Here is a 25,256-nt window from a genome sequence, read left to right as displayed (position 1 = left end):
GGAGGACTCCGGGCCCCCGGCTCGGGTCACAGCAGGCCGTTCTGGGTGAGCCAGTCCTTGGCCACCACGGGCGGGTCGTCCTTGTCGACGGCGATCCGCTTCATCAGCCCGACCAGCGTCTCCGTGTCCAGCTTGGCGGAGACCGCGTTCAGCGTGGAGGTCACGGTGTCGTTCACCCCGGCCTTGTAGACGAGGGGCGTCACGTTCTCGGAGCCGAAGGCGTTCTTGTTGTCCTGCAGCGGCACGAGGTCGTTCAGCACGATCTTGGGGTCGGTGGTGAACACGTTGCCCACCTGGACCGTGCCGCTCTTGATCGCGTCAGCGGTGGTGTCCCCGGTCGGCTTCCACTGCTTGAACTCCAGGCCGTAGACGGTCTTGAAGTTCTCCTCCTGGCGCTGCTTGAACTCCGGCGGACCGCCGACCACGAAGTCCTTCGCCACCTTGGCGAGGTCCTCGATGCTCGTCAGCTTGTACTTGTCGGCCGTGGCCTTGGTGACCGTGAGGGAGTTGTTGTCCTCGGCCGCCGCGGGCTCCAGGATCTCCAGCTCCGGCGGCAGCTTGGCCTTCAGGCCCGAGAGAATCTCGTCCTTGGTCCTGGCGGTGCTCGACTTGTCGACGAACGCCAGCAGCGACCCGGCGTACTCGGGCAGCACGGTCAGGCCGCCGCTCTTGACCTGGTCGTAGACGACCTCGCGGCTGCCGATGTTGGGCTTCTCCTCGACCGTGACCCCCTTGGCCTGGAGGGCCTGGGCGTAGATCGAGGCGAGCAGGACGCTCTCGGGGAAGTTGAAGGAGCCCACGACGACCTTCGCGGCGGCGGCGTCGCCCGAGCCCGACGCCGACGGAGCGGCGGACGCGGTCGTGGAAAGGGGGTCGGAGCCCCCGCAGCCCGATAACGTGAGCGCCGCGGTCAGGGCGACCGCCGCGACGCCGAAGATACGTCTCATACCAAAAAATCCCTTCATTTTAGGGCGATAATAGCGAAATTAGCGGACCTGGCGAACACCGGGCGAGACGGCCACCCGGTCGAGCAGGAGGAAGGCGAACTGGACGGCCAGGGCGAGGGCGGCCACCAGGACCGCTCCCCCGATCACGTCCGCGTAGGTCTTGGTGGCCAGGCCGTCGATGATGAACCGGCCGAGCCCCCCCAGCCCGACGAACGCCGCGACGGTGGCGGTCGAGACGACCTGGATGGCGGCGAGGCGCAGGCCCAGCAGGATCAGCGGCAGCGCGACCGGGGTCAGCGTCTGGAACAGCACCTGACGCCCGCGCAGGCCCATGCCGTACGCGGCGTCGCGCAGGTCGGCGTCCACCCCCCGCACACCCTCGTACGTGTTCACGAGGATGGGCGGGACCGCGAGCACGATCAGCGGGATCAGCACCGGCAGGACGGTCCCCACACCCGCGAGCAGCACCACGAGCACGAGCAGGCCGAGCGTCGGCAACGCCCGGGCGGCGTTCGCCGCGACCACGACGAGCAGCGCGCCGCGGCCGGTGTGGCCGATGAGCATGCCGAGCGGCACGGCGATCAGCGCCGCGACGACGAAGGCCGCCGCCGAGAACTCCAGGTGCTCCAGCAGCCGGACCGGGATGCCGTCGGGGCCGGACCAGTGCGATGAGTCGCCGAAGAAGTCGGTCAGGAAGTTCACGCCGTCCTCCTCGCCCGGGACCAGGGGGTAAGCAGCCGCTGGGCGAGCACGAGCAGCCCGTCGGCGAGCACGGCGAGCAGCACGATGAGCACGATCCCGACCACGATGGGCGTGTAGAACTGCCGTTGCCAGCCGTCGATGAACAGGTTGCCGAGCCCGCCCTGGCCGATCAGCGCGCCCACACTGACCAGGCTGATGCTGGACACGGTCGCGACCCGCAGCCCGGCCAGGACCACCGGCACCGCGACCGGCAGCTCGACCCGGAGCAGCCGGCGCACGGGCCGGAACCCCATCGCCACCGCGGACTGCCGTACGGGGTCGGGCACCGAGGCCAGGCCGTCCACCACGGCGGGGATCAGGACCGCGAGCGCGAAGAACGTCAGCGGGATGACGACGGTCGACCGGGTGAGCCCGGTGACCGACAGGAAGATTGAGAACAGCACGAGGGACGGCAGCGAGTAGGTGACGTTCATCAGCGCGGCCGTCGGCTGGTACAGCCAGCGCCAGCGTACGCAGGCCAGGCCCAGCGGCAGTGCCACGACCAGCCCGAACAGCACGGGCAGGAAGGCCATCACGACGTGGTTCTCCAGCAGGGCGCTGATCGCGGTGGGGCCTCCGTTGGCCCAGTTGCGCGCGATCCAGTCCCAGCGGACCAACGGCTCCTGGTTCACGCGGGCGCCCCCTCGGGGGAGCCGGCGCCGGAGGCGTCATCGCGTGATCCGCCGTCCGGCGATGCGGCCCGCGAGGATTCGCCCTTCGGGGATGCGGCTCCCGGGGCTTTGGAATTCGGGGCTTCGGTTCCCGGGGCGGGGGCGGCGGGCGGCGCGTACTCGGCGAGCAGTTCGTCGATCGCGTCCCGGCCGGCCACTCCGCGCACGCGGCCCTCCTCGTCCACGGCGACCGCGGTGCCGCCCGGCGACAGCAGCGCGGCGTCGAGTGCCGCGCGCAACGAGTCGGACTCGGGATTGAAGGTGCCGTAGGCCGCGAGCCCGTCCGCGGTCCGCCAGCCGAGCGGCCTGCCGTCCTCGTCCGTCGCCAGATCGGACGGCGCCGGGCTCAGGCGCACCTCCTTCGCCGAGATGAACGACAGCCGCCGGATGCCGCGGTCGCGGCCGAGGAACTCGCGGACGAAGTCGTCGGCGGGCTCGGTGAGCAGCGTGGCCGGGCCGGCCATCTGGGCCAGCCGCCCGCCGACGCGCAGGACGGCCACCGTGTCGCCGAGCTTGACCGCCTCGTCGATGTCGTGGGTGACGAACACGATCGTCTTGCGCAGCTCCGACTGCAGCCGCAGCAGCTCGTCCTGGAGGCTGGCCCGCACGATCGGATCGACCGCGCTGAACGGCTCGTCCATGAGCAGCACCGGAGGATCGGCCGCGAGCGCCCGGGCCACGCCGACGCGCTGCTGCTGACCACCCGAGAGCTGGAAGGGGTAGCGGCCGGCCAGGCCCGGGTCGAGCCCGACGAGCTCCAGCAGCTCCATGGCGCGGGTCCGCGCCTTCTTCTTGCTCCAGCCCAGCAGGTACGGCACGGTAGCCACGTTGTCGACGATCTTCCGGTGCGGAAACAGACCCGCCTGCTGGATCACGTACCCGATGCCGCGCCGCAGCGTCGGCGGGTCGATCTCGCGCACATCCTGACCGTCCAGACTGATGCGGCCGGAGGTGGCGTCGATCATGCGGTTGATCATCCGCAGGGAGGTGGTCTTGCCGCAGCCGGAGGGGCCGACGAACACGGTGATCGCTCCCGTGGGTACCTCAAGACTGAGGTCGTCCACGGCCACCGTCCCGTCCCGGTAGCGCTTGGTGACGCCTTCGAACGTGATCACGCCATCTCGCCCTTCGAAAGAGTGTGCGATCAAGCCAACATCGCGAAGCCCATCCGCTCTTCCCCGTGAACCTCCCGGATATCCAACGCCACCCCTTTCGCGTAGAACATCCGGCCGTCAGCCTACGGCGGCGGCCGGGCCTAGTTATCTATCAATAGGGCATCTCCTGATGCGTGACGCGGCGATGTGTTGGCATGATTACTCTCACGCCTCTTCTATCCCTCCGCCGCGTCCCTCCGATACGGACCAGCCATGAACTTCTGAGGAGCCGGTCGTGACTCCACCGCTCACCGGTCAGCGCTCCAGGAGCGAACTGATCGCCGAGCTCTACGAGCGTCACGCCGCGGGGTTGTTCGCGTACTGCCACGACCAACTCGGTGAGACGACGTCGGCCGCCGATGCCGTGGTGGCCGTCTTCACCACCGCTCCGACCGCCGAACCACCCTCGCGCGCCGCGCTGTACGCCCTGGCGCGACGGGAGATCTACCGCCGGGACGTCAGCTACGCCCTGCCGGCCGTCGACTCCGTCGCCGACCCCGCCACCGCCTTGATCGAGCGGGTGTTCCGGGACATCCGGCCACACCAGCGGGAGGTCCTGCTGCTGTCGGAGGTGTGCGGCCTCACGGCGCCCGAGCTTTCGCTGGTTCTCGATGTGGCGGCCGACACCGCCGAGGAGCTGATCGCGGGGGCGGCACGCCGCTTCGGCCAGACCCTGGAGACGGCGGTCACCGCCGCCAGGTCGGCGCCGTTCGTGCCCGACTCCGTCGCCGAGGTGTACGACGCCATCGGCGTCTCTCCCATCGGCGACGTGCTGACCCGGCTGCCCTGGCGCCGGCCGGCCGCGTCCGTGCGCAACCGGGTGCTGGCGGCGCTGCCGTACGAGGAGCCGGGAAGCACCGCCACGGGCCGGGAGCAGCCCTCCGGGCTCGCCACCAAGAGACTGTGGCCGACCACGCCGACCTGGCCGCTGCCGCTGAGCGACCCCGACCAGGTCACCAACACGTGCGTGGTCAAAACCGACGCCATCGGACAGCCGCAGGGCTCCCGGCGCAAGGCCAAGCACGAGGCGACCACCGAGCCCATGCCCCGGCTGCGCGGATCGCTGCTCAACTCGCTCGCCGAGGGGCGTCTGCGCAGGAAGCGCGCCGGGCGACCGGCGCCCGCGGAGCGACCGGAGGCCCTGGCCGCACCCGTCGAGCCGCAGACGTCCCCGCGCGAATCCGCCCGGCCCGGCCCGGCCACGCCACCCGCCGGGGGCCCGGCGGAGAACGTGGCGGAGCCGTTCGACGCCTTCGGCACCTCCGACGCCCCCCACCACTCGGACCCGTTCGTCGCGTTCGGGACGTCGAGCGTCCCCCGGCGGACAGACCCGTTCCCGGCGCCCGGCGCCACCGGCACACCCCACCCGGCAGAACCGTTCGACGCCTTCGGCACCACACCACCACCGGCAGAACCGTTCGACGCCTTCGGCACCACACCACCACCGGCAGAACCATTCGACGCCTTCGGAAACCCGCCGCGCCCGGCAGACCCCTTCCCGGCGCCCGGCGCCACCGGCACACCCCACCCGGCGGACCCGCTGGACGCGTTGTTCGACACCCTCCGCTTCGCGGTGCCCTTCGACGCGTTCGGTACGGCCGAGAAGACCGGCTCGCCGCAGCCGGACGAGCCCGCCGGGGCCTTCCCGCAGGTCGGGCCCTTCGATCCGGTTCCCGCCACGGAACAGGCCGGCGCGCTCCCCCCGGTGTTCCCGCAGACCGAGGAGCCGTCCGGCGAGATCCCGCCGGCGTCGCCTCTCGAGTCGTTCCTTCCGGCCGATCCGCCCGTGAACGCGTTCGCTCCCGCACCTCCGCAGGCCGATCCGGCCGCCGGAGAGCACGCCGAGCCGTTCCAGACAGCCTGGGTCGCCGACAAGCCGGACGTCCTGGTCCACCCGGCGGCCGCGGCAGTCCCCGCTCCCGCGCCCGCGGGCACCCGCCGCGCGGGACGCAAGCGCACCGCGGGCAAAAAGGCCGCAGGCACGAACACCACCGGCAAGAACACCTCGGGCACGAACACGGCGAGCAAGCACGCCGGCAAGCCGTCCGGCGGCGACAGCGCCGGCAAGGGCCGGCGCGTCAAGCGCGACCGGCACTACGACTGGCTGTGGGAGGTCGTCGGCATCCTGATCTGCCTGATCATCGCGGTGATCGTCTTCCTCAACGTGCCGACGGTCTTCACGCCCTGAGCCCGGCCGAGCCGAGAACGAGCCCTGCGCCGAGCCTTGCATGCGGCGCGGCGCGGGGGCGCGCTCAGCGTGGCGGTTTGGGCAGCCCGAGCCCGAGCATGGCGATCAGCTCGCGCTGGACCTCGTTGACGCCGCCGCCGAAGGTGAGCACGAGCGCGCCCTTGACGCCGCGGTCCATCCGTTCGATCAGGTCGCGCGTCTCCTCGTCGTACGGGTCGCCGAAGCGGGCCAGCGTGTCGCCGACGATCCGGCCGGCGTCCTGCACCCGCTCGGAGGCGTAGATCTTGGTGGCCGAGGCGTCGGGCGCGCCCAGCCAGCCAAGGTCCATCGACGCCGCGACCTGCCAGTTCAGCAGCTCGTTCGTCCGGAAGTACGCGTACACCTCGGCGACGGCCCGCCGTACGTCGGGGTGTTCCCACAGTGGCACGCCGTCGCGGCCCGGATGGGTCTTGGCCCAGCGGACGAAACGATCGAGGGTGTGCGCGAGTGTCCCGGCGGGCCCGAGCGTGACACGCTCGTGGTTGAGCTGACTGACGATCAGGTCCCAGCCCTTGTTCACCTCGCCGACGACCATGTCGAGCGGGACGCGCACGTCCGAGTAGTACGTGGCGTTGGTGTGGTGGCGGCCGTCCATGGTGGTGATCGGCGTCCAGGAGAATCCGGGGTCCGCGCAGTCGACGATCATCATGGTGATCCCCCGGTGCCTGTCCGCCGCCGGGTCGGTGCGCGCGGCCAGCCAGATGTAGCCGGCGTGGTGGGCGCCCGAGGTGAACACCTTCTGCCCGTTGACCACGTAGTGGTCGCCGTCCAGCACCGCCGTCGTGCGCAGCGAGGCGAGATCGGTGCCCGCCTCCGGCTCGCTGTAGCCGATCGCGAAGTGACACTCTCCGGCCAGGATGCGCGGCAGGAAGAACTCCTTCTGCGCGTCCGTGCCGTACCGCATCAGCGTCGGGCCGACCGTCTGCAATGTGATCACGGGGTAGGGCACCTCGGCCCGGGCGACCTCGTTGGCGAAGATCTGCTGCTCGACGGAGCCGTAGCCGCCTCCGCCGTACTCCTCCGGCCACCCGAGGCCGAGCTTGCCGTCGCGGCCCAGCCTGCGGCAGTGCGCCATGTACGCCTCGCCGAACGGGTCCCGGGCGATCTCGGCGCGCTCCTCGCCCGTCAGGCAGGACGCGAAGTAGGCCCGCAGGTCGTCGCGGAGCCGCCGCTGCTCCGCCGTCAGTTCGATGAACATCAGACCAGGGCTCCGATCAGGTCGAGCTGGGCCCGCTCACCGCCCAGCAGATGGGCGAGGTGCTTGCCCAGGCCGAAGTAGCGGTGCAGCGGATAGGTCAGGTCGAGGCCGACGCCGCCGTGCAGATGCTGACAGGTGTAGAGCGCCCGCACGGCCTGCCCCGCCGCGTTGTAGGCGGCGACGGCGAGGTCGCGCTCCGCGGGCAGCCCCTCGGTCAGCCGCCACGCCCCTGTCCACATGGCGACGTCGAGCGCGCGTGCGGCGATGTAGACGTCGGCGATCTGCATGGTCACCGCCTGGAACTCGGCGAGCACCCGGCCGAACTGCCTGCGCGTGGCGATGTGTCCCTTGGTCAGCGCGAGCGCGCCGGCCAGCACTCCGGAGGCGGCCGCGGTCACGGCCGCGAGGGTGTTCAGCCGCAACGCGGCCACGGCCGCGCCGTCCGGCTCCCCCACCATCTCGCCCGGCGCGTCCTCGAGGATGACCGCGGCCGCGGGCTCCCCGCTCGCCGACGGGACCGGGCACAACAGCGCGTCCCCGGGCCGTACGAGGAACAGCGCGGCCCCGGACCCGGACCGCGCGGGCACGAGAATGGCCGACGCCTCGGCGGCGTACGGGACGATCCCGGGCCGCCCGGTTATCCGGCCGTCCCCGGCGATCGCGGCCGGCGGATCGCCGGGGCCCGCTCCGGCCTCGCGGAAGGCGACGGTCAGCACCTCCTCCCCCTCGCCGAACGGCGCGAGCGCCCGCCGCTGGGCGTCCGTGCCGTGCCCGGCGACGGTCAGCGCGGCGATCAGACCGGTCAGCGCGGGAACCGGCGCGGCGCGGGCTCCCACCTCACGCAGGATCACCGCCGCCGCGAGCGGGCCGAGCCCGGCACCGCCCGCCTCGGACGGCAGGCACGCGCCGAGCAGGCCCGCCTGCGCCAGCGCCTTCCACGCCCCCGCGTCGTACGGCCGGCCGCCGCGCTCGTGCGCCTCGATCCTGGCCTGGTCCGCCTCGCGGTCCAGCACCGACGCGGCCAGCGCGCGCAACTCGGCATGGGTCTCGTCGAGATCGAAGTCCACCGCGCCTCCCGCGTGTGCCGCCGAGCTGCCTGTGGGGCGAGATCACCGCCCAGTTTCGCAAAGTAGAACAGATTCTAATCTCTGTCCAGAGGGTGGCCCCGAAGCGGTGGCGACACGCGACGGAAACACGAAAGTCATTAACATGCCAGCACTTTTGTGACCGGCGGGTAACCACCGAGCGGGAGCCGAAATCAGATAACGTGTTCCTATGCGCACTTCGCATACAGTCGCCGACGCTCCACCACCGCTCCCCGAAGGCCCTTCCGGCGCGGGCGGCCATCCGGCTCCGGCCACTCCGAGTGTCCGCACCAGGAGCCAGCACCAACGGCGTCGGCGCATCGTCCAGGCGGCGGCCGCCCTCGCCTCCCGCGGAGGCGTCGAGGCGATGCAGATGCGCACGGTCGCCGAGCGCGCCGGCGTCGCACTGGGAACGCTCTACCGCTACTTCCCCTCCAAGATGGACCTGGTCGTGGCGGTGGTCGGCGAGGAGATCGACCTGCTCGAATCCAGCATCGAGCGGCGCCCGCCGAGCGCGGCACACCCCGCGGGCCGCGCGGTCGACGTGCTGATGCGGGCGACCCGCGGCCTGATGCGCGAGCCGGAACTCGCCGACGCGCTCATCCGCTCACTGATCATGGCCGAGGTGGAGGCGCCGTTCGGCGACCGGATGGCGAGCCTGCTGCTGCGTGTCGCCGGCAACGGCCGCTCGGTTCCACCGTCGGAGGACCTGCCCGCGGAGGACCAGCTCGTGCTCACCGGCTCCCTCGCCGGAGTGTGGGTGCAGGAGTTGCTGGAGATGCTGCGCGGGCGGCGCACCTACGAGCAGATCCAGCACCGCATCGAGATCGCCGCCGAGAGGTTGCTGGCGGGTTTCTAGATTCCCGTTCCGACAGCGCCCCCGCTCACCGGCGTCACGTCGTCCACTCTTCGCATGACCGCCCGCGAGCCGATCACGTCCAATCACCCTATTCAGCTAGAACATGTTTCAGTTCTACGGCAACGCGCCGGGCCCGGACTCGTGCGCCTCGACGAGGGCCTTCGGCGCGGTGAGGCACCACGCCTCGGTGACCAGCTCGAACAGCTCGTCCGCGTCGATCTTCGCCAGATGGACCACGACCCAGCCGAAACGCCCGGCGGTGAACTGCGGCTCGAACACCTCGGGCCGCTCGGCCACCAGCGCGATCTGCTCCTCGATCGTCGCCTTGAGACCCACCGTCTCGGTGCGCTCCCACAGGTAGCCGAAGCCCTTGCCGCGCACCTTGAACGAGACCCAGTCGCCGCCCTGGCCCTGGCTGACCTCGGGCAGCCGGTCCAGCATGGCCAACAACTCCTCGACACTCACACCCATGCGCCCAGTCGTACCAGAGCCCACCGACAGGACGGCGACAGCGATCCGTCACCCCCGAGGCGCTTGACGGGCCGTGACCACGGCAATAGAACACGTTGCAGAGCAGCGCGAGCAAGCGACTGATCGCCGTATCCGATCCCGCCGGCCCCCCGCAGGGCGATCGTCCCTCTTACCAAGGGCTGCCAAACCCGATTAGGTGAATCCCATGGACATCAACCTCGTCGACAAGGACCGTTACGCGCGCAGCGGGGTTCCGCACGACCAGCTCCGCTGGCTCAGGGAGAACGCGCCCGTCTACTGGCACGAGGGACAGGACGACTGGCCCGGATTCTGGACGATCACCAAGCACGCGGACGTCGTCCACGTCTCCCGTCACTCCGACCTGTTCTCCTCGGCCCGCAAGCTGGCGTTGTTCGACGAGATGCCAGAGGAGCAGCGCGAGTTCCAGCGGCTGATGATGCTCAACCAGGACCCGCCCGAGCACACCCGGCGCCGTTCTCTGGTCAACCGCGGCTTCACCCCGCGGCAGATCGGGCGGCTGGAGGAGCACATCCGCGACATCTGCCACGCGCTGGTGGACGAGATCCAGGGCAAGCCCGAGGTCGACTTCGTCCGGGACATCGCCGCGCCGTTGCCGCTTTACGTGATCTGCGAACTGCTCGGCGCGCCGGTCGAGGACCGCGGCAAGATCTTCGAGTGGTCCAACCGCATGATCGGCAGCGACGACCCCGACTACTCCACCAGCCCCGAGGAGGGGCAGGCCGCCGCAATCGAGGTCTACTCCTACGCCCACAGCCTCGCGGAGGCGCGCAGGCAGGACCCGCGCGACGACATCGTCACCAGGCTCCTGCAGCCCGACGAGGACGGGCAGACGCTGACCGAGGACGAGTTCGACCTGTTCGTCCTGCTGCTGATCGTGGCGGGCAACGAGACCACCAGGAACGCCGCGTCCGGCGGCATGCTGACCCTCTTCGAGCACCCGGACCAGTGGAAGCGCCTGGTGGACGACCCCTCCCTCGCCAGGACGGCCGCCGACGAGATCGTCCGGTGGGTCTCCCCGGTCAACCTGTTCCGGCGTACGGCCATGGCGGACACCGAGATCCGCGGCCAGAAGATCGCCGAGGGCGACAAGGTGGTGGTCTTCTACGCGTCGGCAAACCGGGACGAGGAGGTCTTCGAGCGGCCCGACGAGTTCGACATCGGCCGCGACCCCAACCCGCAGATCGGCTTCGGCGGCGGCGGGGCGCACTTCTGCCTCGGCAACCACCTGGCCAAGCTGGAGCTTCGGGTGCTGTTCGAGGTGCTGGCCCAGCGCCTGCCCGGCATCCGGCAGAGCGGCGACGCCACGCGGCTGAGGTCCAACTTCATCAACGGCATCAAGACACTGCCCGTCACCCTCGGCTGAAGGGCGGCGAGGACGGCGGGGTCAGAAGGTCAGGGCCAGGCGCGGCCGGACCGCGACCCCGCCGTTCCGATCGGCGCCTGCCGGGCCGGAATCCGGCTCCGCGGCCGGGTAGCGCGACAGCAGCGGAGAGTCCCCGAGCGCCAGGGCGACTGCGCCGAGGGCGCCGGCGGCGTCGCCGAGCGCCGCCCGGCGCAGGGTCAGCCGGTGGCGCGAGATCGGCACCGCGCCCGCGTTCAGAGCCTCCCGAACGGGCCCAAGGAGCGGATCGCCGATCTGGGCCAGCTCACCGCCGATCACGATCACCCTGGGCCCGATCGCATTGGACAGCGCGGCGAGCACCCGGCCGATCTGGGTGCCCACGTCGCGCAGCAGGCCCCGGGCGATCGGGTCTCCCGCCGCCACGGCCGCCGCCAGGGCGGGCAGGTCGTCGCCGTGGCCGCCCCGGGCGCGGTAGGCGTCGAGCACCGCCCTGATCGAGGCGACGGTCTCCAGGCATCCGGTGCCGCCGCATTCGCAGGGCCTTCCCGCCGGGTCCACCGGAATGTGGCCGATCTCCCCGGACACCCCGTCGGCGCCGCGGTGCAGCACGCCTCCGGCCACCACCCCGCCGCCGACACCGTACGAGAGCCGTAGGTAGAGCACGTCCTGGTCGCCGGCGGCCGCGCCCCACGTCGACTCGGCGAGCGCCGCGAGCCTGGTGTTGTTGTCCAGCAGCACCGGCCCGCCGAAGCGCTCCCCGAGCAGAGTCCCGACGCCGGAGAGGGTCCCGTCCCGCGCCCCGGTCAGCGGCCCCACGACGCCCACGCCGACGCCCCTGAGCGCCCTGCGCCACGGCTCCGCGCCGGCAAGCCCGCGGACGAGGCGTTCGGCGAGGGCCACCCGATCGGGCCACGGCAGACCTGGCGCGTGCGCCTCCCCCGCCGAGCCCACCAATTCGTACGTCACGCCGACGGCCGCGACGTGCACCGCACGCCGGGCGAAGTCGATGCCGAGGGCCTGGCCCACCGAGGTGTTGAGGGTCAGCTTCTCGGCCGGACGCCCCCGGCCGCGTGGTCCCTCGTCCGGCACCGCGGTGACCACCGCGCCCGTGGCCAGCAGCCCGCGGAGCGTGTCGTGCAGGGTCGTGCGCGACAGACCGCACCGCCTGCTGATCTCGCCCCGGTTGAGCGGGCCGTGCCCGCGCAGCAGGCCGAGCACGGCCTGCTCGTGCCCGCGCCGCACCGGAGACACGACATCTGGCCTGGATAGCATGCAAAAATCATGCACACTTGGTAGGTTTTGTGTCAATTTTGGGACGGCTCCGGCGCGAGAACGCGGGAATCTTGACAGCGTGCTTGAGGCGGCTCACGATGCGCTGGAACACCCCTCCCGCCCCACCACCCCGCATCGCGGGTGTGCGTCCCGAAGGGGGATCCATGCGCTCTTCCCGCACGTCGTCCGGTATCGCAGTGGCCGGTCTCCTGCTGGCCGCGCTGTCGGCCGCCCCCGCCCACGCTGCGGCCCTTTCGCCCCCGCCCGGCTACGGATGCGAGGTGACCTACGCCAGCGCCGACTGGGCCACGGGCTTCACCGCCCTGTTGACGATCTCCAACACCGGCTCCAAGCCCTTCAGCCCGTGGATCCTGCAGTTCCTGTTCTCCGGCAATCAGAAGATCACGGTCGGCTGGAGCGCGACCTGGACGCAGACACCCCCGAGCGTCCAGGCCGTCAACCCCACTTGGGCGAAGAGCATCGACCCCGGCGCGAGCACCTCCCTCGGCTTCCAGGGCACCTACAGCGGGATCAATGACAAACCGACCGACTTCACTCTCAACGGCGTGCCCTGCAAAGTGACCTACACGGACATCTCCTAGGGCGCCGTTCCGAGCGGACGGATCGTGACCCCCGACCCGAGCGCCCGGCGGGCCGACGGGACGACAGCGGGAGGCCGGCAGGCCTCCCGCTCCCGGAACACCGCCGGGCACCGGCCGCAGGCGTGCGACCCGGTGGACGCCGGCTCAGATGTTGACGATCTCGACGTCGGCGATCTCCGAGAGGTGCGCGTTGCACTGCGCGGCCGACACGCCGCTGCCGTAGACGATCGATCCTCTGGCGTAGTAGTGGTTGCCGTTGGCGAAGCGCTCGCAGGTGAGCTGGATGTACCATCCCGACCCGGTGCTGTTCCAGCAGTCGGCGGCCACGCGTCCGATGGACAGGTCGTAGCCGAACTGGCAGTTGGCCGGGTTGACGGCGGCCTGGGCGGGCCGGGCGGTGACAGCGAGGACGCTCATCACACCGATGACGACGGCGGCGGCGCCGGCGCGTGCGCGGACGACAGTGAACATGATCACCCCTCCGTGTTCGACGTGACCCGAACGTATCGGCGCTCGTCCCCGTCGAAGTCTCAACCGGGTCTCAACCTCCCCGCCTCCGTCCACCGGCTCGCCGGCTCGCCCGCCGTGCCGGCCGCCTTCGCGGAGGCCGCCCGTGCTGTCGTCGCAGCGTTGGACGAGGCGGGCGCGTCGGCGATCGTCAACGTCGTGGGCCCGCTCGGCGTCGGCAAGAGCCGTCTGCTCGCGACGCTGTCGTCCGGATTCGTGGACCTCCGTACGCCGGCCGAGGTCCATACGCCGGCTGACGGCGACCTGGACGGGTGTGCTCCGCTCGCCATCGACGGTGTCGACACCGACCGCCGTGCGGACGCGGCGGCGCGTCTCCTGGACCGGGCCGGTCGCGGCCGGTTCCTGATCGCCGGCCGGCTGCCCCTGGCCTCACGGCCCGGGTGGGCGCACAGGCCGCTCGTCACCGTCGAGCTCGGGCCGTGGTCGCCCGCCGACATCCGCGGGCTCGCCTGCGCGCTCGGGGTGACGGACCCGGCGCGCGCCGACCTGGTCGTACGGCTCAGCGGCGGGATCCCGCTCATCGCGGACTCGCTGTGCCGGGCGATCCTCAGAGGCGGCGACCCCGGCCCGGAGGGCGCGCCGGCCGACGCGGCCGCCGGCGAGGTGCTGCTTCGCCTGGGCGTGGAGTCCCGGGGGATTCCTGCCGAAACGCTGCCGATCGTGGCCGCCGTCGACGGAGCGGACGAGGATCTCCTCACCGCCCTGACACGGCTTCCGCCCAGGGCCTTCACGCGGCTGGGAAGGCTGAGCGTGATCCGCCCGGACCGGCACGGGCTGACCGTCGCCGAGCCGTACCGCACGCTCTTCGATCTCGCCTATCGCTGGCGTCACCCGGTGCTCCGCGACGACATGGCCGCCCGGGCCGCCGAGCATCGGCACCGCCAGCTGGCCCGCACCGCCGACCCACCGCTGCGGGCCCGGCTCGCCGACCAGGTTCTCTACCTGTCGGGGAACCGGCGTGCGCGCCGTGATCTGTACGCCGACGGGCGCGGCGAGTTCTCGATCCGGCGCGCGGGCGACGGCGACGACGAGGCGATCGGCCGCCTGATCCGGTTGTGGGGCGACGCCGAGGGCCTGGCGGAACGCCAGGTGGGGCGGATGCGGGATCTGTGGCTCTCCGGCGCCGACCATGGCTTCCATCTCGCGGTGGACACCGACGATCACGCGGTGGGGATGGTCAACCTCACGCCGCTGGATCCCGGCGGCGCACCGGCGCTGGAGCCGCTGCTCCAGCAGTACGCGGACACGGTGCTGAACCTCGGGCGGTCCGGATGGGTCGTCGGCATGATGGCGGTCGAGCCGCAGTTCGCCCGGGCTCAGCCCGCACTCGTCCGCCACATCCTCACCGCGGGGATCGACGGCGGCCGGCTCGTCGTGTCCACGCCGTGGATCCCCTACCAGGAGATGGCGGCGCGCTTCGGCCTGCGCCGCATGGGCGACACGCGGCACGACGTCTACCGGTGCGGCCGGCCGAGCGCCCTCTACACCCGCACGTTCACGCCGCAGAACCTGTCCGGATGGCTGCGGCGGATGCAGGACCCTCACTCCGCGGGACCCGGCCGGACGGCCGAACTCGTCCGCGCCGCGTTGCGGGACCTTCGCGCACCGACCCGGGCGGCCGCATCGGGCCCGCGCCCGGCGCCCGCGCTCGCCGATCTCCTGCGGCAGGCCGTGGAGGCGCTCGCGTCGTCGGCGTCGGCTGTGGACGCCGAGGCCGGGGAGATCCTCCGCCTGTACTACCTCGCCCGCGCCGGAGGCCACGACCTCCTCGCGCATCGCCTCCACCTGTCCAGGGCCACCTACTTCCGCCGTCTCGAACACGGCATCGGCAAGGTCGCGGAGGCGGTGAGCCGGGATCTCACTCCCCCGTGACTCCCGGTCATGCCCAGGAGGAGTCCTGCTCGGGGTCGCCGCCGTCGGCGAGCAGGCGCAGGTCGGCCTCGACCATCATCGCCACGAGCTCCTCGAACGACACCGTCGGCTCCCAGCCGAGCTGGGTGCGGGCCTTCTTCGGGTCGGCGCACAGCAGGTCGACCTCCGCCGGGCGGTGCAGCGACGCGTCGCAGACGACGTACCGTTCCCAGTCCAGATCGGCGGCCGCGAACGCCGCCTCGACCAGCTCGCGCACCGAGTGCGTGCGTCCCGTGCCGATGACGTAGTCCTCGGGCTCGCCGGCCGCCAGCATCATGTGCATCGCCCGGACGAAGTCGCCGGCGAAGCCCCAGTCACGGCGCGCCTCCAGGTTGCCCAGGCGCAACTCCGCGGCCATCCCGAGTTTGATCCGTGCCACGCCCAGCGAGACCTTGCGGGTGACGAACTCGGCGCCCCGCCGGGGCGACTCGTGGTTGAACAGGATCCCCGACACCGCGAACATCCCGTACGACTCGCGATAGTTCTGCGTGAGGAAGTGCCCGTACGCCTTGGCCACGCCGTAGGGAGACCTGGGGTGGAACGGCGTGCGCTCGGTCTGCGGCGTCTCCCTGACCTGCCCGAACATCTCCGAGGACGACGCCTGGTAGAAGCGGATCTGCCCGGCGGCCGTGCCGCGCGAGGCGGTGATCCCCGAGCAGACGCGGATGGCCTCCAGCACCCGGAGCACGCCCATGCCGGTCACCTCGGCGGTCAGCTCGGCCTGCTCCCACGACATCGGCACGAACGAGATCGCGCCGAGGTTGTAGACCTCGTCCGGCTGCACCTTCTCCACGGCCGAGATCAGCGACCCCTGGTCGAGCAGATCACCGCGGACCAGCCGGACGTCCTGCAGGAGCCGGCGCACGCGCGGGACGCGCGGGTTGGCCTGCCCGCGGACCAGGCCCCAGACCTCGTATCCCTCGCTCAGCAGGTGTTCCGCGAGATAGGAGCCGTCCTGACCGGTGATGCCGGTGATCAGCGCACGCCTGGCCAACGGATCCTCCTCGTAGCGCCCAACTTGGCCTATGAGAGGCGAATGTACCGTCCTGCCCGGCCTCGCCTGCATACACCCACTAGAACGCGTTACACCGAATCTCGTTCGAGTAAGCTAAGTCCCCAGGTCGGGCAGGGTGGGAGTCGAGCGAGGACCCTTTCCACCTCACCTACCCCATCTAAGGTCAAATGGTAGTGTTCCTGGCGAGCAGCCCCACGGGGGCACGGCGGGAAACCGGCTGGAAAGGGGTGCCTCTTGGCGGAGAGGCTGCGAGTCGCGCTGCTGTCCTACCGCAGCAAGCCCACCTGCGGCGGCCAGGGGGTGTATCTGCGCCACATAAGCCGCGAGCTCGTCGCTCTGGGCCACCATGTCGAGGTCTTCTCCGGCCAGCCGTACCCGGAGCTGGACGAGGGCGTGATCCTCAACAAGGTGCCGAGCCTGGACCTCTACCGTGACGAGGACCCGTTCCGTACCCCCAAACGCGACGAATACCGCGACTGGATCGACGCGCTCGAGGTCGCCACGATGTGGACGGCCGGCTTCCCCGAGCCGCTGACGTTCAGCCTGCGGGCCTACCGGGAGCTGAAGAGGCGGCGGGGCGACTTCGACGTCGTCCAGGACAACCAGACCCTCGGATACGGCCTGCTCGGCATTCAAAAGATCTTCCCGGTGGTCGGCACCATCCACCACCCGATCAGCGTGGACCGGCGGATCGAGCTGAAGGCCGCCAAGGGCTGGAAGCGGCTGTCGATGCGGCGCTGGTACGGCTTCGTCCGCATGCAGAGCATCGTGGCGCCCCGGCTCAGCCCGATCCTGACCGTCAGCGAGTCGTCGCTGGCCGACATCCACCGCGACTTCAACGTGCCGCAGTCCAACATGCGGCTGATCCCGCTCGGCGTCGACACGCGGTTCTTCCACCCCCGGCCGGAACTGCCGAAGCGGGAGAACTCGATCGTGGCCGTGGCCAGCGCCGACTCGCCCATGAAGGGCGTGGCGACCCTGCTGCGCGCGGTCGCCAAGCTCGCCACCGAGCGCGAGGTCAACCTCACCGTGGTGAGCAGGCCGACGCCCGGCGGGCCGACCGAGCAGCTGGTCAACGAGCTGTCGCTGCACGACCGCGTGCGGTTCGTGCACGGCATCCCGGACGAGGAGCTGGCCGAGCTGATCGCCACCTCCGAGGTCGCGGTGGTCCCCTCGCTGTACGAGGGCTTCTCGCTGCCGGCCGTGGAGCACATGGCGTGCGGCACGCCGCTGGTCGCCTCGCGTACCGGCGCCCTGCCCGAGGTGGTCGGCGACGCGGCCGTGCAGGTCACCCCCGGCGACCCCGAGGAGCTCGCCGCCGTCCTGCGCCGCCTGCTCGACTCCCCCGGGGAGCGCGCCGAGCACGGCCGCCGCGGCTACGAGCGCGTGATGGAGCGCTACGCGTGGCCGGTGGTCGCCAAGCGCACCGTCGAGGCCTACCACGAGGCCATCGCCGCGCACCGCCCCTCCCGGTGACCCCGAAGCCCGTGACCACCGATCCCGGCGACTATCGATCTCGGCGACCACCGGAACCGGTGACTTCCGAAACCGCAGACCGCCGGAACCGGTGACCTCCGAAAGCCTCCCGTGAGCCCCGGAAGCCTCTCCGTGACTTCCGAAGGTCTCCCGGCGACTCCCCGAAACCCACGAAAGGCAGGCACCGAGTGCTGACCGTCGACTTCAACCGGCTGCCCGTCGGCCCGGGCGACCGCGTTCTCGACCTCGGGGCCGGTGGTGGCCGGCACGCTTTCGAGGTGCTGCGCCGGGGCGCCGACGTGGTCGCCTTCGACATGGACGCCGCCGAGATGGAGAGCGTGGCGGCCATGTTCGCGGCCATGGACAAGGAGGGCGAGGTGCCGGCGGGCGCGACCGGCGAGACCGTCGTCGGCGACGCCCTCGGCATGCCGTTCCCCGACGCCTCGTTCGACCGCGTCATCGCCGCCGAGGTGCTTGAGCACATCCCCGACGACATGGCCGCGATGCGCGAGATCGTACGCGTGCTGAAGCCGGGCGGACGGGCCGCGATCACGGTGCCGAGCTTCCTGCCCGAGCGGATCTGCTGGGCCCTGTCGGAGGACTACCACACCGCCCCCGGCGGACATATCCGGATTTATACGCTGGCCGAGCTCCAGGCGAAGCTGAAGGCCTCCGGGCTGGAGGTCGGCGGCCACCACTACGCCCACGGCCTGCACTCGCCGTACTGGTGGATCAAGTGCGCGGTCGGGGTGAACGACGACCAGCACCCGCTGGCCAAGGCCTACCACGAGCTGCTCGTCTGGGACATCATGAAGCGCCCACTCGCCACCCGGCTGGCCGAGGCCGTGCTCAACCCCCTGATCGGCAAGAGCGTCGTGGTCTACGTCCGGAAGCCGGCATGAGGCGGGTGCCGGACGTTCCGGGGATCATCACCGCAGAGCAGGTCGTCCGTACGGCCGAGAGCATCGCCGCCGTCCAGGACGACCAGGGCGGCGTGCCCTGGCCCGAGGGCCACATCGACGCGTGGAACCACGTCGAGTGCCTGATGGCGCTGACCGTGGCCGGGCTGCGCGCCGAAGCCCGCAAGGGCTACGACTGGCTCGTACGGCACCAGCGCCCGGACGGCTCCTGGCCGATGAAGGTGCGCGACGGCGAGCCCGCCGAGGCGGCCGGGGAGTCGAACCACGCGGCGTACATCGCGGTGGGGGTCTGGCACGACCTGCTGGTGACCGGCGACGAGGACTTCGCCCGGTCGATGTGGCCGGTGGTGACGCGGGCCCTCGACTTCGTCATCGGCCTGCAGACCGCGCGCGGCGAGATCCTGTGGCAGCGCGACGCCGAGGGACGCCCGGCGGACTACGCCCTGCTCACCGGCTGCTCGTCCATCCACCAGGGCCTGCGGTGCGGGGCACTGCTCGCCGAGCGGCTCGGCGACCCGCAGCCCGACTGGGAGCTCGCCGCCGACCAGCTCGGCCACGTGATCGCCGGCCACCCGGAGGCGTTCGCCGACAAGAGCCGGTTCTCGATGGACTGGTACTACCCCGTGCTCGGCGGCGCCTTACGCGGCGCGGCGGCGGCCCGGCGGTTCGACCAGGAATGGGACACCTTCGTCGTGTCCGGCCTCGGCGCGCGCTGCGTCTCCGACCAGCCCTGGGTGACCGGCGCGGAGTCGTGCGAACTGGTGCTCGCGCTCGACGCCGCCGGGCTGCGGGAGCGTGCGCTGGCGGTCTTCGCCGACATGCAGCACCTGCGCCACGAGGACGGGTCCTACTGGACCGGCTGGCAGTTCGTGAACGAGCGGCACTTCCCCAACGAGCGCTCGGGCTACACGGCCGCCGCGGTGGTGCTCGCCGCGGACGCCCTCGCCCGCGCGACCCCCGGCTCGGGGATCTTCCGCGACGCCGGCGGCCGGGAGGCCCGCATCACCGGCGAGTGCGGCTGCGAGCGCGCCCGCGCCTGACCGGCCGGCCCGTGCGCGGCGTTCAGCCGTCGAAGCGGCCGCGGGAGGCCTCGATGTCACCGAGGTATCGGTGGGTCCAGTCGCACATCCCGTCGACGACAGCCCGCAGGGCCCGGCCCGGCTCCGTGAGGGTGTAGTCGACCCGCGGCGGCACGGTGGGATGCACGGTCCGCTCGACCAGGCCGTTGCGCTCCAGCATGCGCAGATTCTGGGTGAGCATCTTGTGGCTGACACCCTCGATCTCGTCGCGCAACTCGCTGAAGCGCCGGGTGCGATCACCGATGGACTCGATGATCAGCAACGCCCACTTGTTCGCGATGTCGGAGAAGATCTCCCGCGCCAGAGAGTCCGCCCGCGTCAGGTCCGCTTCCTCCGGCGAGCCGCTGAACTGCTTGGTCACCATGAGGTTCCCCTGTCACCGAAAAGTGCGTTCTTCCTTGTCAGCGGCCACTCTCCTACAGTTCCTCGGTAACCACAAGAGACTAATGAGGAGGTGGGCAGCATGGCCCTCACTCTGCTGAACCCCGCGGGGCTGCCGGAGATCGAGGCCTACCGGCAGGTATCGGTCGCGACCGGGTCGAAACTGGTCTTCGTCGCCGGACAGGTCGCCTGGGACGCCGACGGGGTCACGGTCGGCGAAGGCGACCTCGCCGCCCAGGTCGAGCAGTGTTACCTGAACGTCGCCACCGCTCTGGCCGGGGCCGGTGCTTCCTTCGCGGACGTGGCGAAACTGACCGTCTACGTGGTCGACTGGACTCCCGCCAAGATGCCGCTGTTCCTGGAGGGGGTCGCGCGGGCCTCCGCGAAGCTGGGGGTCACCCCGGTGCCGCCCGGCACGCTGCTGGGCGTCGCGGCGCTGGACGTGCCCGAGCATCTGGTCGAGGTCGAGGCCACCGCCGTCATCGAGTGAGCACGCCCGGCGGGGTGCGCCGTCAAAGGCGTTCCAGCACGCGCAGCGACCCGACGATCCGCACCTCGCGGAAGGCGCCCGACTCCAGCGCGCGCAGATAGACCCGGTACGGCGCCTGCCCGCCGTCGGCCGGGTCGGGGTAGATGTCGTGGAAGACCAGCGCGCCGCCCTTCATGACGTGCGGCGCCCATCCCTCGTAGTCGGCGGTCACCGGCTCCTCCGAGTGGCCGCCGTCGACGAACAGCACGGCCAGCGGAGTCGACCAGTGGCGGGCGACCGTCGCCGAGGCGCCCACGATCGCGATCACCTCGTCCTCCAGGCCGGCGGCCGCGATCGTGTCACGGAAGAACGGCAGCGAGTCCATCCGCCCGGTCTTCGGGTCCACCAACTCGGGGTCGTGGTGCGGCCAGCCCGGCTGGATCTCCTCCGACCCCCGGTGGTGGTCCACCGTGAAGACCACCGTGCCCGCCCGCCGCGCCCCCGCGCCCAGGTAGATCGCCGACTTGCCGCAGTAGGTGCCGACCTCGCAGATCGGCCCGCGGGAGCCGTACGCGCAGGCGATCTCGTACAGCGCCTCTCCCTCGGCGGGCGGCATGAACCCGCGCGCGTCCTCGGCGGCGCGGCGCAGGTCGTCGGGCATCGGGGTCACCATGACGGGCACCTTATCCAATAGGCCGAACGAGGTTCGGCGAGCCCCTTGTCGGCCCTGATGCAACGTGTTCTACTTTGCTTCGTGAACCAGCGCGGCCGCATCGCGATGAGCGAGGACGAGATCGCCGGGCTCCTGCGGGACGCCCGCAAGCTCCAGCTCGGCACGATCAACCCCGACGGCACGCCCCACCTGGTCACCATGTTCCACGGACTCGACGACGGCCGCGTCACGTTCTGGACGTACGCCAAGTCGCAGAAGGCCCGCAACATCGACCGCGACCCGCGGGTGAGCTGCCTGATCGAGACCGGGGACGAGTACACGCAGCTGCGCGGGGTGCTCGTCTACGGCGAGGCGCGGCTGATCGACGACCCGGCGGCCGTCCTGGAGGTCGGCCTGGACGTCACCCGGCGGATGACCGGCATGCCCGTCGACGGTCCCGAGGCCCGAGGATACGTCGAGCACACCGCGCGCAAGCGGGTGGCCTACGTGGTCGAGCCGGTTCGCGTGGTCTCCTGGGACCACCGCAAGCTCGGCGACGGGTCCGTCCCGCGGATCTCGCCGTAGCGGCCGCGAAAGGCGAAAGGTCCGAGAGACAGGCCCTAACGTGTGAACTCCAGCGCGAAGTGACGCACAGGAGGAGGACGCGCCATGAAGATCAAGGTCGATTACGACGTGTGCGAGGCCAACGCCGTCTGCATGGGCCTGGCACCCGAGGTCTTCGAGGTCGACGACGAGGACAACCTCCACGTTCTGATGCCCGAGCCGCCCGCCGAACTGCTCGATCGGGTCCGCCACGCGGTCCGGTCCTGTCCTAAGGCCGCGTTGTCGCTCGAGGACGAGTGACGCGCGGCACCCAACCCCCGAAAGACCAGGAGGTCCCATGCGCGGCGCGCTTCTGCACGCGGTCGGCGACGACAAGCTCGACATCAGAGACGACATCACGCTGACGCCGGTGGGTCCGGGCGACGTCCGGGTGCGGATCAGGGCCACCGGCGTCTGCCACTCCGACCTCTCGGTGCTCACCGGCGTGCTGCCGCAGCCGCTGCCGATCATTCCCGGCCACGAGGGCGCGGGCGAGGTCGCCGAGGTGGGCGAGGGGGTGACCGCGCTGCGGCCGGGCGACCACGTCATCATCAACTGGACGCCCGCCTGCGGCGACTGCCCGAGCTGCACCGTGGGGCAGCCGAACCTCTGCATGACGTACATGATGAAGAGCTTCGCCGAGCCCCGCTTCCGGTTCGGCGGCGACGACACTCCCGTGTTCGGCATGGCCGGGTGCGGCACCTGGGCCGAGGAGATCATCGTGCCCTGGCAGGGCGCGATCAAGGTCGACCCCGACGTGCCGTACGAGGTCGCGGCGCTGATCGGCTGCGGCGTCACCACGGGTGTCGGCGCGGTGCTCAACACGGCGAAGGTGCGGCCCGGCGCGACGGTGGCCGTGGTGGGCTGCGGCGGCGTCGGCCTGTCGGTGATCCAGGGGGCCCGGATCTCCGGCGCGACCACGATCCTCGCGATCGATCCGCTGGAGTCCAAGCACGAGCTCGCGAAGAAGGTGGGGGCCACCCACGCCTGCACGCCCGACCAGCTCCCGGACGCGATCGGCACTCTGACCGGCGGTCAGGGCTTCGACCACGGCTTCGAGGCGGTCGGCAAGTCGGCGGCCATCATGACGGCCTGGCAGGCGACCCGGCGCGGCGGCGACGTCATCATCGTCGGCGCGGGGGCCATGGACGACCAGGTGCCGCTGACCGCCTTCAGCCTGCTGTTCGACGGCAAGAACATCCTCAGCTCCCTGTACGGCGGCGGCGACGTCCGCAGGGACTTCTCCCTGTTCGCCAAGCTCTACAAGGCGGGCAAGCTCGACCTCGACAGCATGATCAGCTCGCGCATCAAACTCGGTGACCTGAACGAGGCCGTCGCCGCCCTGCGCGGAGGCGAGGTGCTCCGGCAGATCGTCCTGTTCGGCTGAGACGTCCCTCACCGCCGGAGATCTCCCTGGCGCGGGGATATCTCCGGCGGGCCGGGGTAACCCGAGCGGCGACATGCAGACGTTCCTGCCGTATCCGGACTTCACGGCGACCGCCGGCGTCCTCGACCCGCTCCGCCTCGGCAAGCAGCGGGTCGAGGCCCTGCAGGTCCTGCGCACGCTCACCGTTCCCGGGTACGGCTGGCGGCACCACCCGGTGGCGCACATGTGGGCCGGCTACGAGGAGGCGCTGGTCCGCTACGGCCTGGAGATCGTCGCGGCCTGGTGCGGCCTGGGCCGGGCCGACACCTGCGCGGGGACGATGACCAAGGAGCTGCTGGAGTGCCGGGGCATCGGGGCACCCCGCACCCAGGAGGGCCTCGCGGAGGCCGGCGAACTGCCGCCGTGGCTCGGAGACCCCGCCCTCCACCTCAGCCACCGCTCGGCCCTGCTGCGCAAGGATCCCGAGTTCTACGGCCCGAAGTTCCCCGGAGACCCCGACGACCTCCCCTACGTCTGGCCCGACTCCGACCGCGTCAACGCCCTGCTCCCACCGCGCCGCACCATCCAGGGCCGTCGAACTGTGTAGATTGCATCTACGTAGATGTCATCTACATAAGGGGCATGGTGAGCGCGGTTCCTTTCATCGGCCGGCGGCGGGAGCTGGCCGCCCTGGCCAAACGCCTCGACCGGGTCCGCCGGACGGGTGCCGGCTCCGCCATGGCCATCAGGGGACGCCGCCAGGTCGGCAAGTCCCGGCTCGTGCAGGAGTTCTGCGACAAGGCCGAGGTGCCGTACCTTTTCTTCACCGCGACCAAGGGGATGTCGCCGGTCGAGGCGGTCGAGGCGTTCTGCGCCGAGCTCAAGGAGTCGTGCCTGCCCGCCGATCCCGAGCAGGTCGTCCGCGTCACCAGCGGGAGCTGGCCGGAGGGCTTTCGCGTGCTGCACGCGACGATCCCGCCGACCCCCTCGATAATCGTGATCGACGAGATGCCCTGGCTGGCGGAACAGGACGACCTTTTCGACGGCGCGCTGCAGACGGCCTGGGACCGGCTCCTGTCGGCCAAGCCCGTTCTCCTGCTCCTGTTGGGCAGCGACCTCCACATGATGGAGCGGCTGACCGCCTACGACCGGCCGTTCTACGGGCGCGCCGACACCATGGCGCTCGACCCGCTTGATCCCGCGGAGACCGCCGGGGCACTGGGCCTGACCGGAGGTGACGCGATCGACGCGTACCTCGCCAGCGGAGGGCTGCCCGGGATCCTGCGCGCCTGGCCGCATGGCACTCCACCGCTGGAGTTCATCCAGCAGGAGTGCGAGGATCCGGCGTCCGCCCTGTTCGGCGTGCCCGAATCCGTGCTGCTCGGGGAATTCCCCTCGCCCGACCAGGCCCGCCGGGTGCTGGAAGCGGTCGGCAGCGGCGACAGGACGCACGCCGCCATCGCCGCGACGGCGGGCGGGCGAGAGGGACCGCTGCAGTCCGGTTCGCTCTCCCCTCTCCTGCGCAGGCTCACCGGCGAGAAGCGCGTCCTGGCGATGGACGAGCCCTTGTCCGTCCAGCCCGGAAAACCGGCGCTGTACCGCATCCGCGATCACAACCTGCGGATGTACCTGGGCGTCCTGCGCGCAGCGGCGGAACACGCGCACCGGGGACGGCCCGATCTCGCCTTCGGGCTCGTACGGCGACGCTGGGCGAGCCTGCGGGGGCGGGCCGTCGAACCGGTCGTCAGACAGGCGCTGGGCATGGCCGCCGCGGCGGGAGATCTGCCCTGGCCTGATACGGAGGCCGTCGGCGGGTGGTGGAACCGCCGGTTCTCCCCCGAGGTGGACCTGGTCGGCGCGGACCGGGCACCGGTGGCACGGCGGGTGCTGTTCGCGGGCTCGATCAAGTGGCTCGGCACGCCGTTCGACGGCCACGACCTCGCCGCGCTGCGCCGCGACGCCGTACAGGTGCCGGGTTTCGACGCGGGGACGAGCGGCGTCGTGGTGGTGTCGTTGTCCGGCGTCCGCCCCGACGTGGAGGGCGTCGGCCTGGCCTGGGACGCCCACGACGTGGTGGCGGCCTGGGGATGAGGACATGCCGAAGGGCCGGGCGCCCCTGACGGAGCGCCCGGCCCGGCCTCACGCGAGCTGGGGAGAGAGGTCAGCTCTCGGAGGAGAAGGCGGCGTCGAAGGCGGCCTCCGGCGGGGTGATGGCGTTGAGCGAGCGGATGTAGGCGAGGGATTC

General features: G+C 71.3%; 26 protein-coding genes. 14 read left to right on the top strand and 12 right to left on the bottom strand.

From position 1 onward, the window contains the following. Positions 1 to 26: 26 nt before the first annotated feature. From AB0O28_RS24435 to AB0O28_RS24420, 4 genes are read right to left on the bottom strand one after another with little or no spacing between them, the layout of a single operon-like run. The gene (locus tag AB0O28_RS24435; RefSeq protein WP_363643845.1) at positions 27 to 947 is read right to left on the bottom strand and encodes an ABC transporter substrate-binding protein; all 921 of its coding nucleotides are present in this window, start codon (positions 945 to 947) and stop codon (positions 27 to 29) included. 39 nt (positions 948 to 986) lie between these two features. Further along, complete coding sequence (locus tag AB0O28_RS24430; protein ID WP_363643843.1) at positions 987 to 1,649, bottom strand: ABC transporter permease subunit; 663 nt, start codon at positions 1,647 to 1,649, stop codon at positions 987 to 989. Further along, a complete protein-coding gene (locus AB0O28_RS24425; RefSeq protein ID WP_363643841.1) occupies positions 1,646 to 2,320 on the bottom strand; it encodes an ABC transporter permease in 675 nt (224 codons plus the stop codon). Before AB0O28_RS24425 ends, AB0O28_RS24430 begins: the two co-directional genes overlap by 4 nt. After that, positions 2,317 to 3,474, bottom strand: a complete 1,158-nt coding sequence (locus AB0O28_RS24420) for an ATP-binding cassette domain-containing protein (protein WP_363643839.1) — start codon at positions 3,472 to 3,474, stop codon at positions 2,317 to 2,319. The genes AB0O28_RS24425 and AB0O28_RS24420 overlap by 4 nt, the downstream gene beginning before the upstream one ends. A 274-nt stretch (positions 3,475 to 3,748) precedes the next feature. Here AB0O28_RS24420 and AB0O28_RS24415 point away from each other — a divergent pair, with 274 nt between their 5' ends. After that, entirely contained in the window at positions 3,749 to 5,701 is a 1,953-nt protein-coding gene (locus AB0O28_RS24415) for a hypothetical protein (protein ID WP_363643837.1), read from the top strand. Positions 5,702 to 5,765: 64 nt separating this feature from the next. On the opposite strand, the gene AB0O28_RS24410 is transcribed toward AB0O28_RS24415, so the two are convergent. Beyond that, on the bottom strand, positions 5,766 to 6,938 hold the full coding sequence (locus AB0O28_RS24410; protein WP_363643835.1) for an acyl-CoA dehydrogenase family protein: 1,173 nt from the start codon (positions 6,936 to 6,938) through the stop codon (positions 5,766 to 5,768). Continuing rightward, positions 6,938 to 8,005 carry an acyl-CoA dehydrogenase family protein gene (locus tag AB0O28_RS24405; RefSeq protein WP_363643833.1) on the bottom strand — a complete coding sequence of 356 codons (1,068 nt, stop codon included), beginning with the start codon at positions 8,003 to 8,005 and terminating at the stop codon, positions 6,938 to 6,940. The genes AB0O28_RS24410 and AB0O28_RS24405 overlap by 1 nt, the downstream gene beginning before the upstream one ends. Positions 8,006 to 8,213: 208 nt before the next feature. Here AB0O28_RS24405 and AB0O28_RS24400 point away from each other — a divergent pair, with 208 nt between their 5' ends. After that, positions 8,214 to 8,882 (top strand): TetR family transcriptional regulator, encoded by a 669-nt coding sequence (locus tag AB0O28_RS24400; protein ID WP_363643831.1) that lies wholly within the window; start codon positions 8,214 to 8,216, stop codon positions 8,880 to 8,882. Between the two features lie 114 nt (positions 8,883 to 8,996). On the opposite strand, the gene AB0O28_RS24395 is transcribed toward AB0O28_RS24400, so the two are convergent. Further along, positions 8,997 to 9,353, bottom strand: coding sequence for an MmcQ/YjbR family DNA-binding protein (locus AB0O28_RS24395; RefSeq protein WP_363643829.1), 357 nt, complete (start codon positions 9,351 to 9,353; stop codon positions 8,997 to 8,999). Between the two features lie 205 nt (positions 9,354 to 9,558). Here AB0O28_RS24395 and AB0O28_RS24390 point away from each other — a divergent pair, with 205 nt between their 5' ends. Continuing rightward, the gene (locus tag AB0O28_RS24390; protein ID WP_363643827.1) at positions 9,559 to 10,758 is read left to right on the top strand and encodes a cytochrome P450; all 1,200 of its coding nucleotides are present in this window, start codon (positions 9,559 to 9,561) and stop codon (positions 10,756 to 10,758) included. 21 nt (positions 10,759 to 10,779) lie between these two features. On the opposite strand, the gene AB0O28_RS24385 is transcribed toward AB0O28_RS24390, so the two are convergent. Continuing rightward, on the bottom strand, positions 10,780 to 12,009 hold the full coding sequence (locus AB0O28_RS24385; RefSeq protein WP_363643825.1) for an ROK family transcriptional regulator: 1,230 nt from the start codon (positions 12,007 to 12,009) through the stop codon (positions 10,780 to 10,782). A gap of 164 nt (positions 12,010 to 12,173) precedes the next feature. On the opposite strand from AB0O28_RS24385, the gene AB0O28_RS24380 reads away from it, so the two are divergent. After that, positions 12,174 to 12,611 carry a cellulose binding domain-containing protein gene (locus tag AB0O28_RS24380; protein WP_363643823.1) on the top strand — a complete coding sequence of 146 codons (438 nt, stop codon included), beginning with the start codon at positions 12,174 to 12,176 and terminating at the stop codon, positions 12,609 to 12,611. 144 nt (positions 12,612 to 12,755) lie between these two features. Here the strand turns inward: AB0O28_RS24380 and AB0O28_RS24375 are convergent, their stop codons facing one another. After that, the gene (locus tag AB0O28_RS24375; protein WP_363643821.1) at positions 12,756 to 13,082 is read right to left on the bottom strand and encodes a hypothetical protein; all 327 of its coding nucleotides are present in this window, start codon (positions 13,080 to 13,082) and stop codon (positions 12,756 to 12,758) included. Positions 13,083 to 13,103: 21 nt separating this feature from the next. Here AB0O28_RS24375 and AB0O28_RS24370 point away from each other — a divergent pair, with 21 nt between their 5' ends. Continuing rightward, on the top strand, positions 13,104 to 15,011 hold the full coding sequence (locus AB0O28_RS24370) for a hypothetical protein (RefSeq protein ID WP_363643819.1): 1,908 nt from the start codon (positions 13,104 to 13,106) through the stop codon (positions 15,009 to 15,011). A 7-nt stretch (positions 15,012 to 15,018) separates the two neighbouring features. Here AB0O28_RS24370 and AB0O28_RS24365 read toward each other — a convergent pair whose 3' ends face one another. Continuing rightward, on the bottom strand, positions 15,019 to 16,044 hold the full coding sequence (locus AB0O28_RS24365; RefSeq protein ID WP_363643818.1) for a GDP-mannose 4,6-dehydratase: 1,026 nt from the start codon (positions 16,042 to 16,044) through the stop codon (positions 15,019 to 15,021). Positions 16,045 to 16,299: 255 nt separating this feature from the next. Here AB0O28_RS24365 and AB0O28_RS24360 point away from each other — a divergent pair, with 255 nt between their 5' ends. The 3 genes from AB0O28_RS24360 (at position 16,300) to AB0O28_RS24350 (ending at position 19,501) form a co-directional block, all read left to right on the top strand. Next, positions 16,300 to 17,541, top strand: coding sequence for a glycosyltransferase family 4 protein (locus AB0O28_RS24360; protein ID WP_363643816.1), 1,242 nt, complete (start codon positions 16,300 to 16,302; stop codon positions 17,539 to 17,541). A gap of 188 nt (positions 17,542 to 17,729) precedes the next feature. Next, positions 17,730 to 18,443: a methyltransferase domain-containing protein gene (locus AB0O28_RS24355; protein ID WP_363643814.1), complete on the top strand. Its 714-nt coding sequence runs from the start codon at positions 17,730 to 17,732 to the stop codon at positions 18,441 to 18,443. Next, on the top strand, positions 18,440 to 19,501 hold the full coding sequence (locus tag AB0O28_RS24350; RefSeq protein ID WP_363643812.1) for a prenyltransferase: 1,062 nt from the start codon (positions 18,440 to 18,442) through the stop codon (positions 19,499 to 19,501). The genes AB0O28_RS24355 and AB0O28_RS24350 overlap by 4 nt, the downstream gene beginning before the upstream one ends. Before the next feature lie 22 nt (positions 19,502 to 19,523). Here the strand turns inward: AB0O28_RS24350 and AB0O28_RS24345 are convergent, their stop codons facing one another. Then, positions 19,524 to 19,904 (bottom strand): helix-turn-helix domain-containing protein, encoded by a 381-nt coding sequence (locus AB0O28_RS24345; protein WP_363643811.1) that lies wholly within the window; start codon positions 19,902 to 19,904, stop codon positions 19,524 to 19,526. A gap of 99 nt (positions 19,905 to 20,003) precedes the next feature. On the opposite strand from AB0O28_RS24345, the gene AB0O28_RS24340 reads away from it, so the two are divergent. Next, a complete protein-coding gene (locus AB0O28_RS24340; protein ID WP_363643809.1) occupies positions 20,004 to 20,411 on the top strand; it encodes a RidA family protein in 408 nt (135 codons plus the stop codon). A gap of 22 nt (positions 20,412 to 20,433) precedes the next feature. Here the strand turns inward: AB0O28_RS24340 and AB0O28_RS24335 are convergent, their stop codons facing one another. Beyond that, a complete protein-coding gene (locus tag AB0O28_RS24335) occupies positions 20,434 to 21,063 on the bottom strand; it encodes a class I SAM-dependent methyltransferase (RefSeq protein WP_363643807.1) in 630 nt (209 codons plus the stop codon). An 81-nt stretch (positions 21,064 to 21,144) separates the two neighbouring features. Here AB0O28_RS24335 and AB0O28_RS24330 point away from each other — a divergent pair, with 81 nt between their 5' ends. The 5 genes from AB0O28_RS24330 to AB0O28_RS24310 all read left to right on the top strand — a co-directional run bounded on the left by AB0O28_RS24330 (position 21,145) and on the right by AB0O28_RS24310 (position 25,102). Then, on the top strand, positions 21,145 to 21,627 hold the full coding sequence (locus tag AB0O28_RS24330; protein WP_363643805.1) for a pyridoxamine 5'-phosphate oxidase family protein: 483 nt from the start codon (positions 21,145 to 21,147) through the stop codon (positions 21,625 to 21,627). An 84-nt stretch (positions 21,628 to 21,711) separates the two neighbouring features. After that, entirely contained in the window at positions 21,712 to 21,906 is a 195-nt protein-coding gene (locus tag AB0O28_RS24325; protein WP_030506197.1) for a ferredoxin, read from the top strand. Positions 21,907 to 21,943: 37 nt separating this feature from the next. Then, positions 21,944 to 23,032, top strand: a complete 1,089-nt coding sequence (locus AB0O28_RS24320) for a Zn-dependent alcohol dehydrogenase (protein WP_363643803.1) — start codon at positions 21,944 to 21,946, stop codon at positions 23,030 to 23,032. A 73-nt stretch (positions 23,033 to 23,105) separates the two neighbouring features. Beyond that, on the top strand, positions 23,106 to 23,618 hold the full coding sequence (locus AB0O28_RS24315) for an MSMEG_6728 family protein (RefSeq protein WP_363643801.1): 513 nt from the start codon (positions 23,106 to 23,108) through the stop codon (positions 23,616 to 23,618). Between the two features lie 38 nt (positions 23,619 to 23,656). Next, on the top strand, positions 23,657 to 25,102 hold the full coding sequence (locus AB0O28_RS24310) for an ATP-binding protein (RefSeq protein ID WP_363643799.1): 1,446 nt from the start codon (positions 23,657 to 23,659) through the stop codon (positions 25,100 to 25,102). Positions 25,103 to 25,256: the final 154 nt, after the last annotated feature.

The organism is Microbispora sp. NPDC088329 (assembly GCF_040685655.1).
In the GTDB taxonomy this organism is placed as follows: Bacteria; Actinomycetota; Actinomycetes; order Streptosporangiales; family Streptosporangiaceae; genus Microbispora.
Note: the sequence above shows the minus strand (reverse complement) of the source record. Positions and strands in the feature narration are given on the sequence as shown.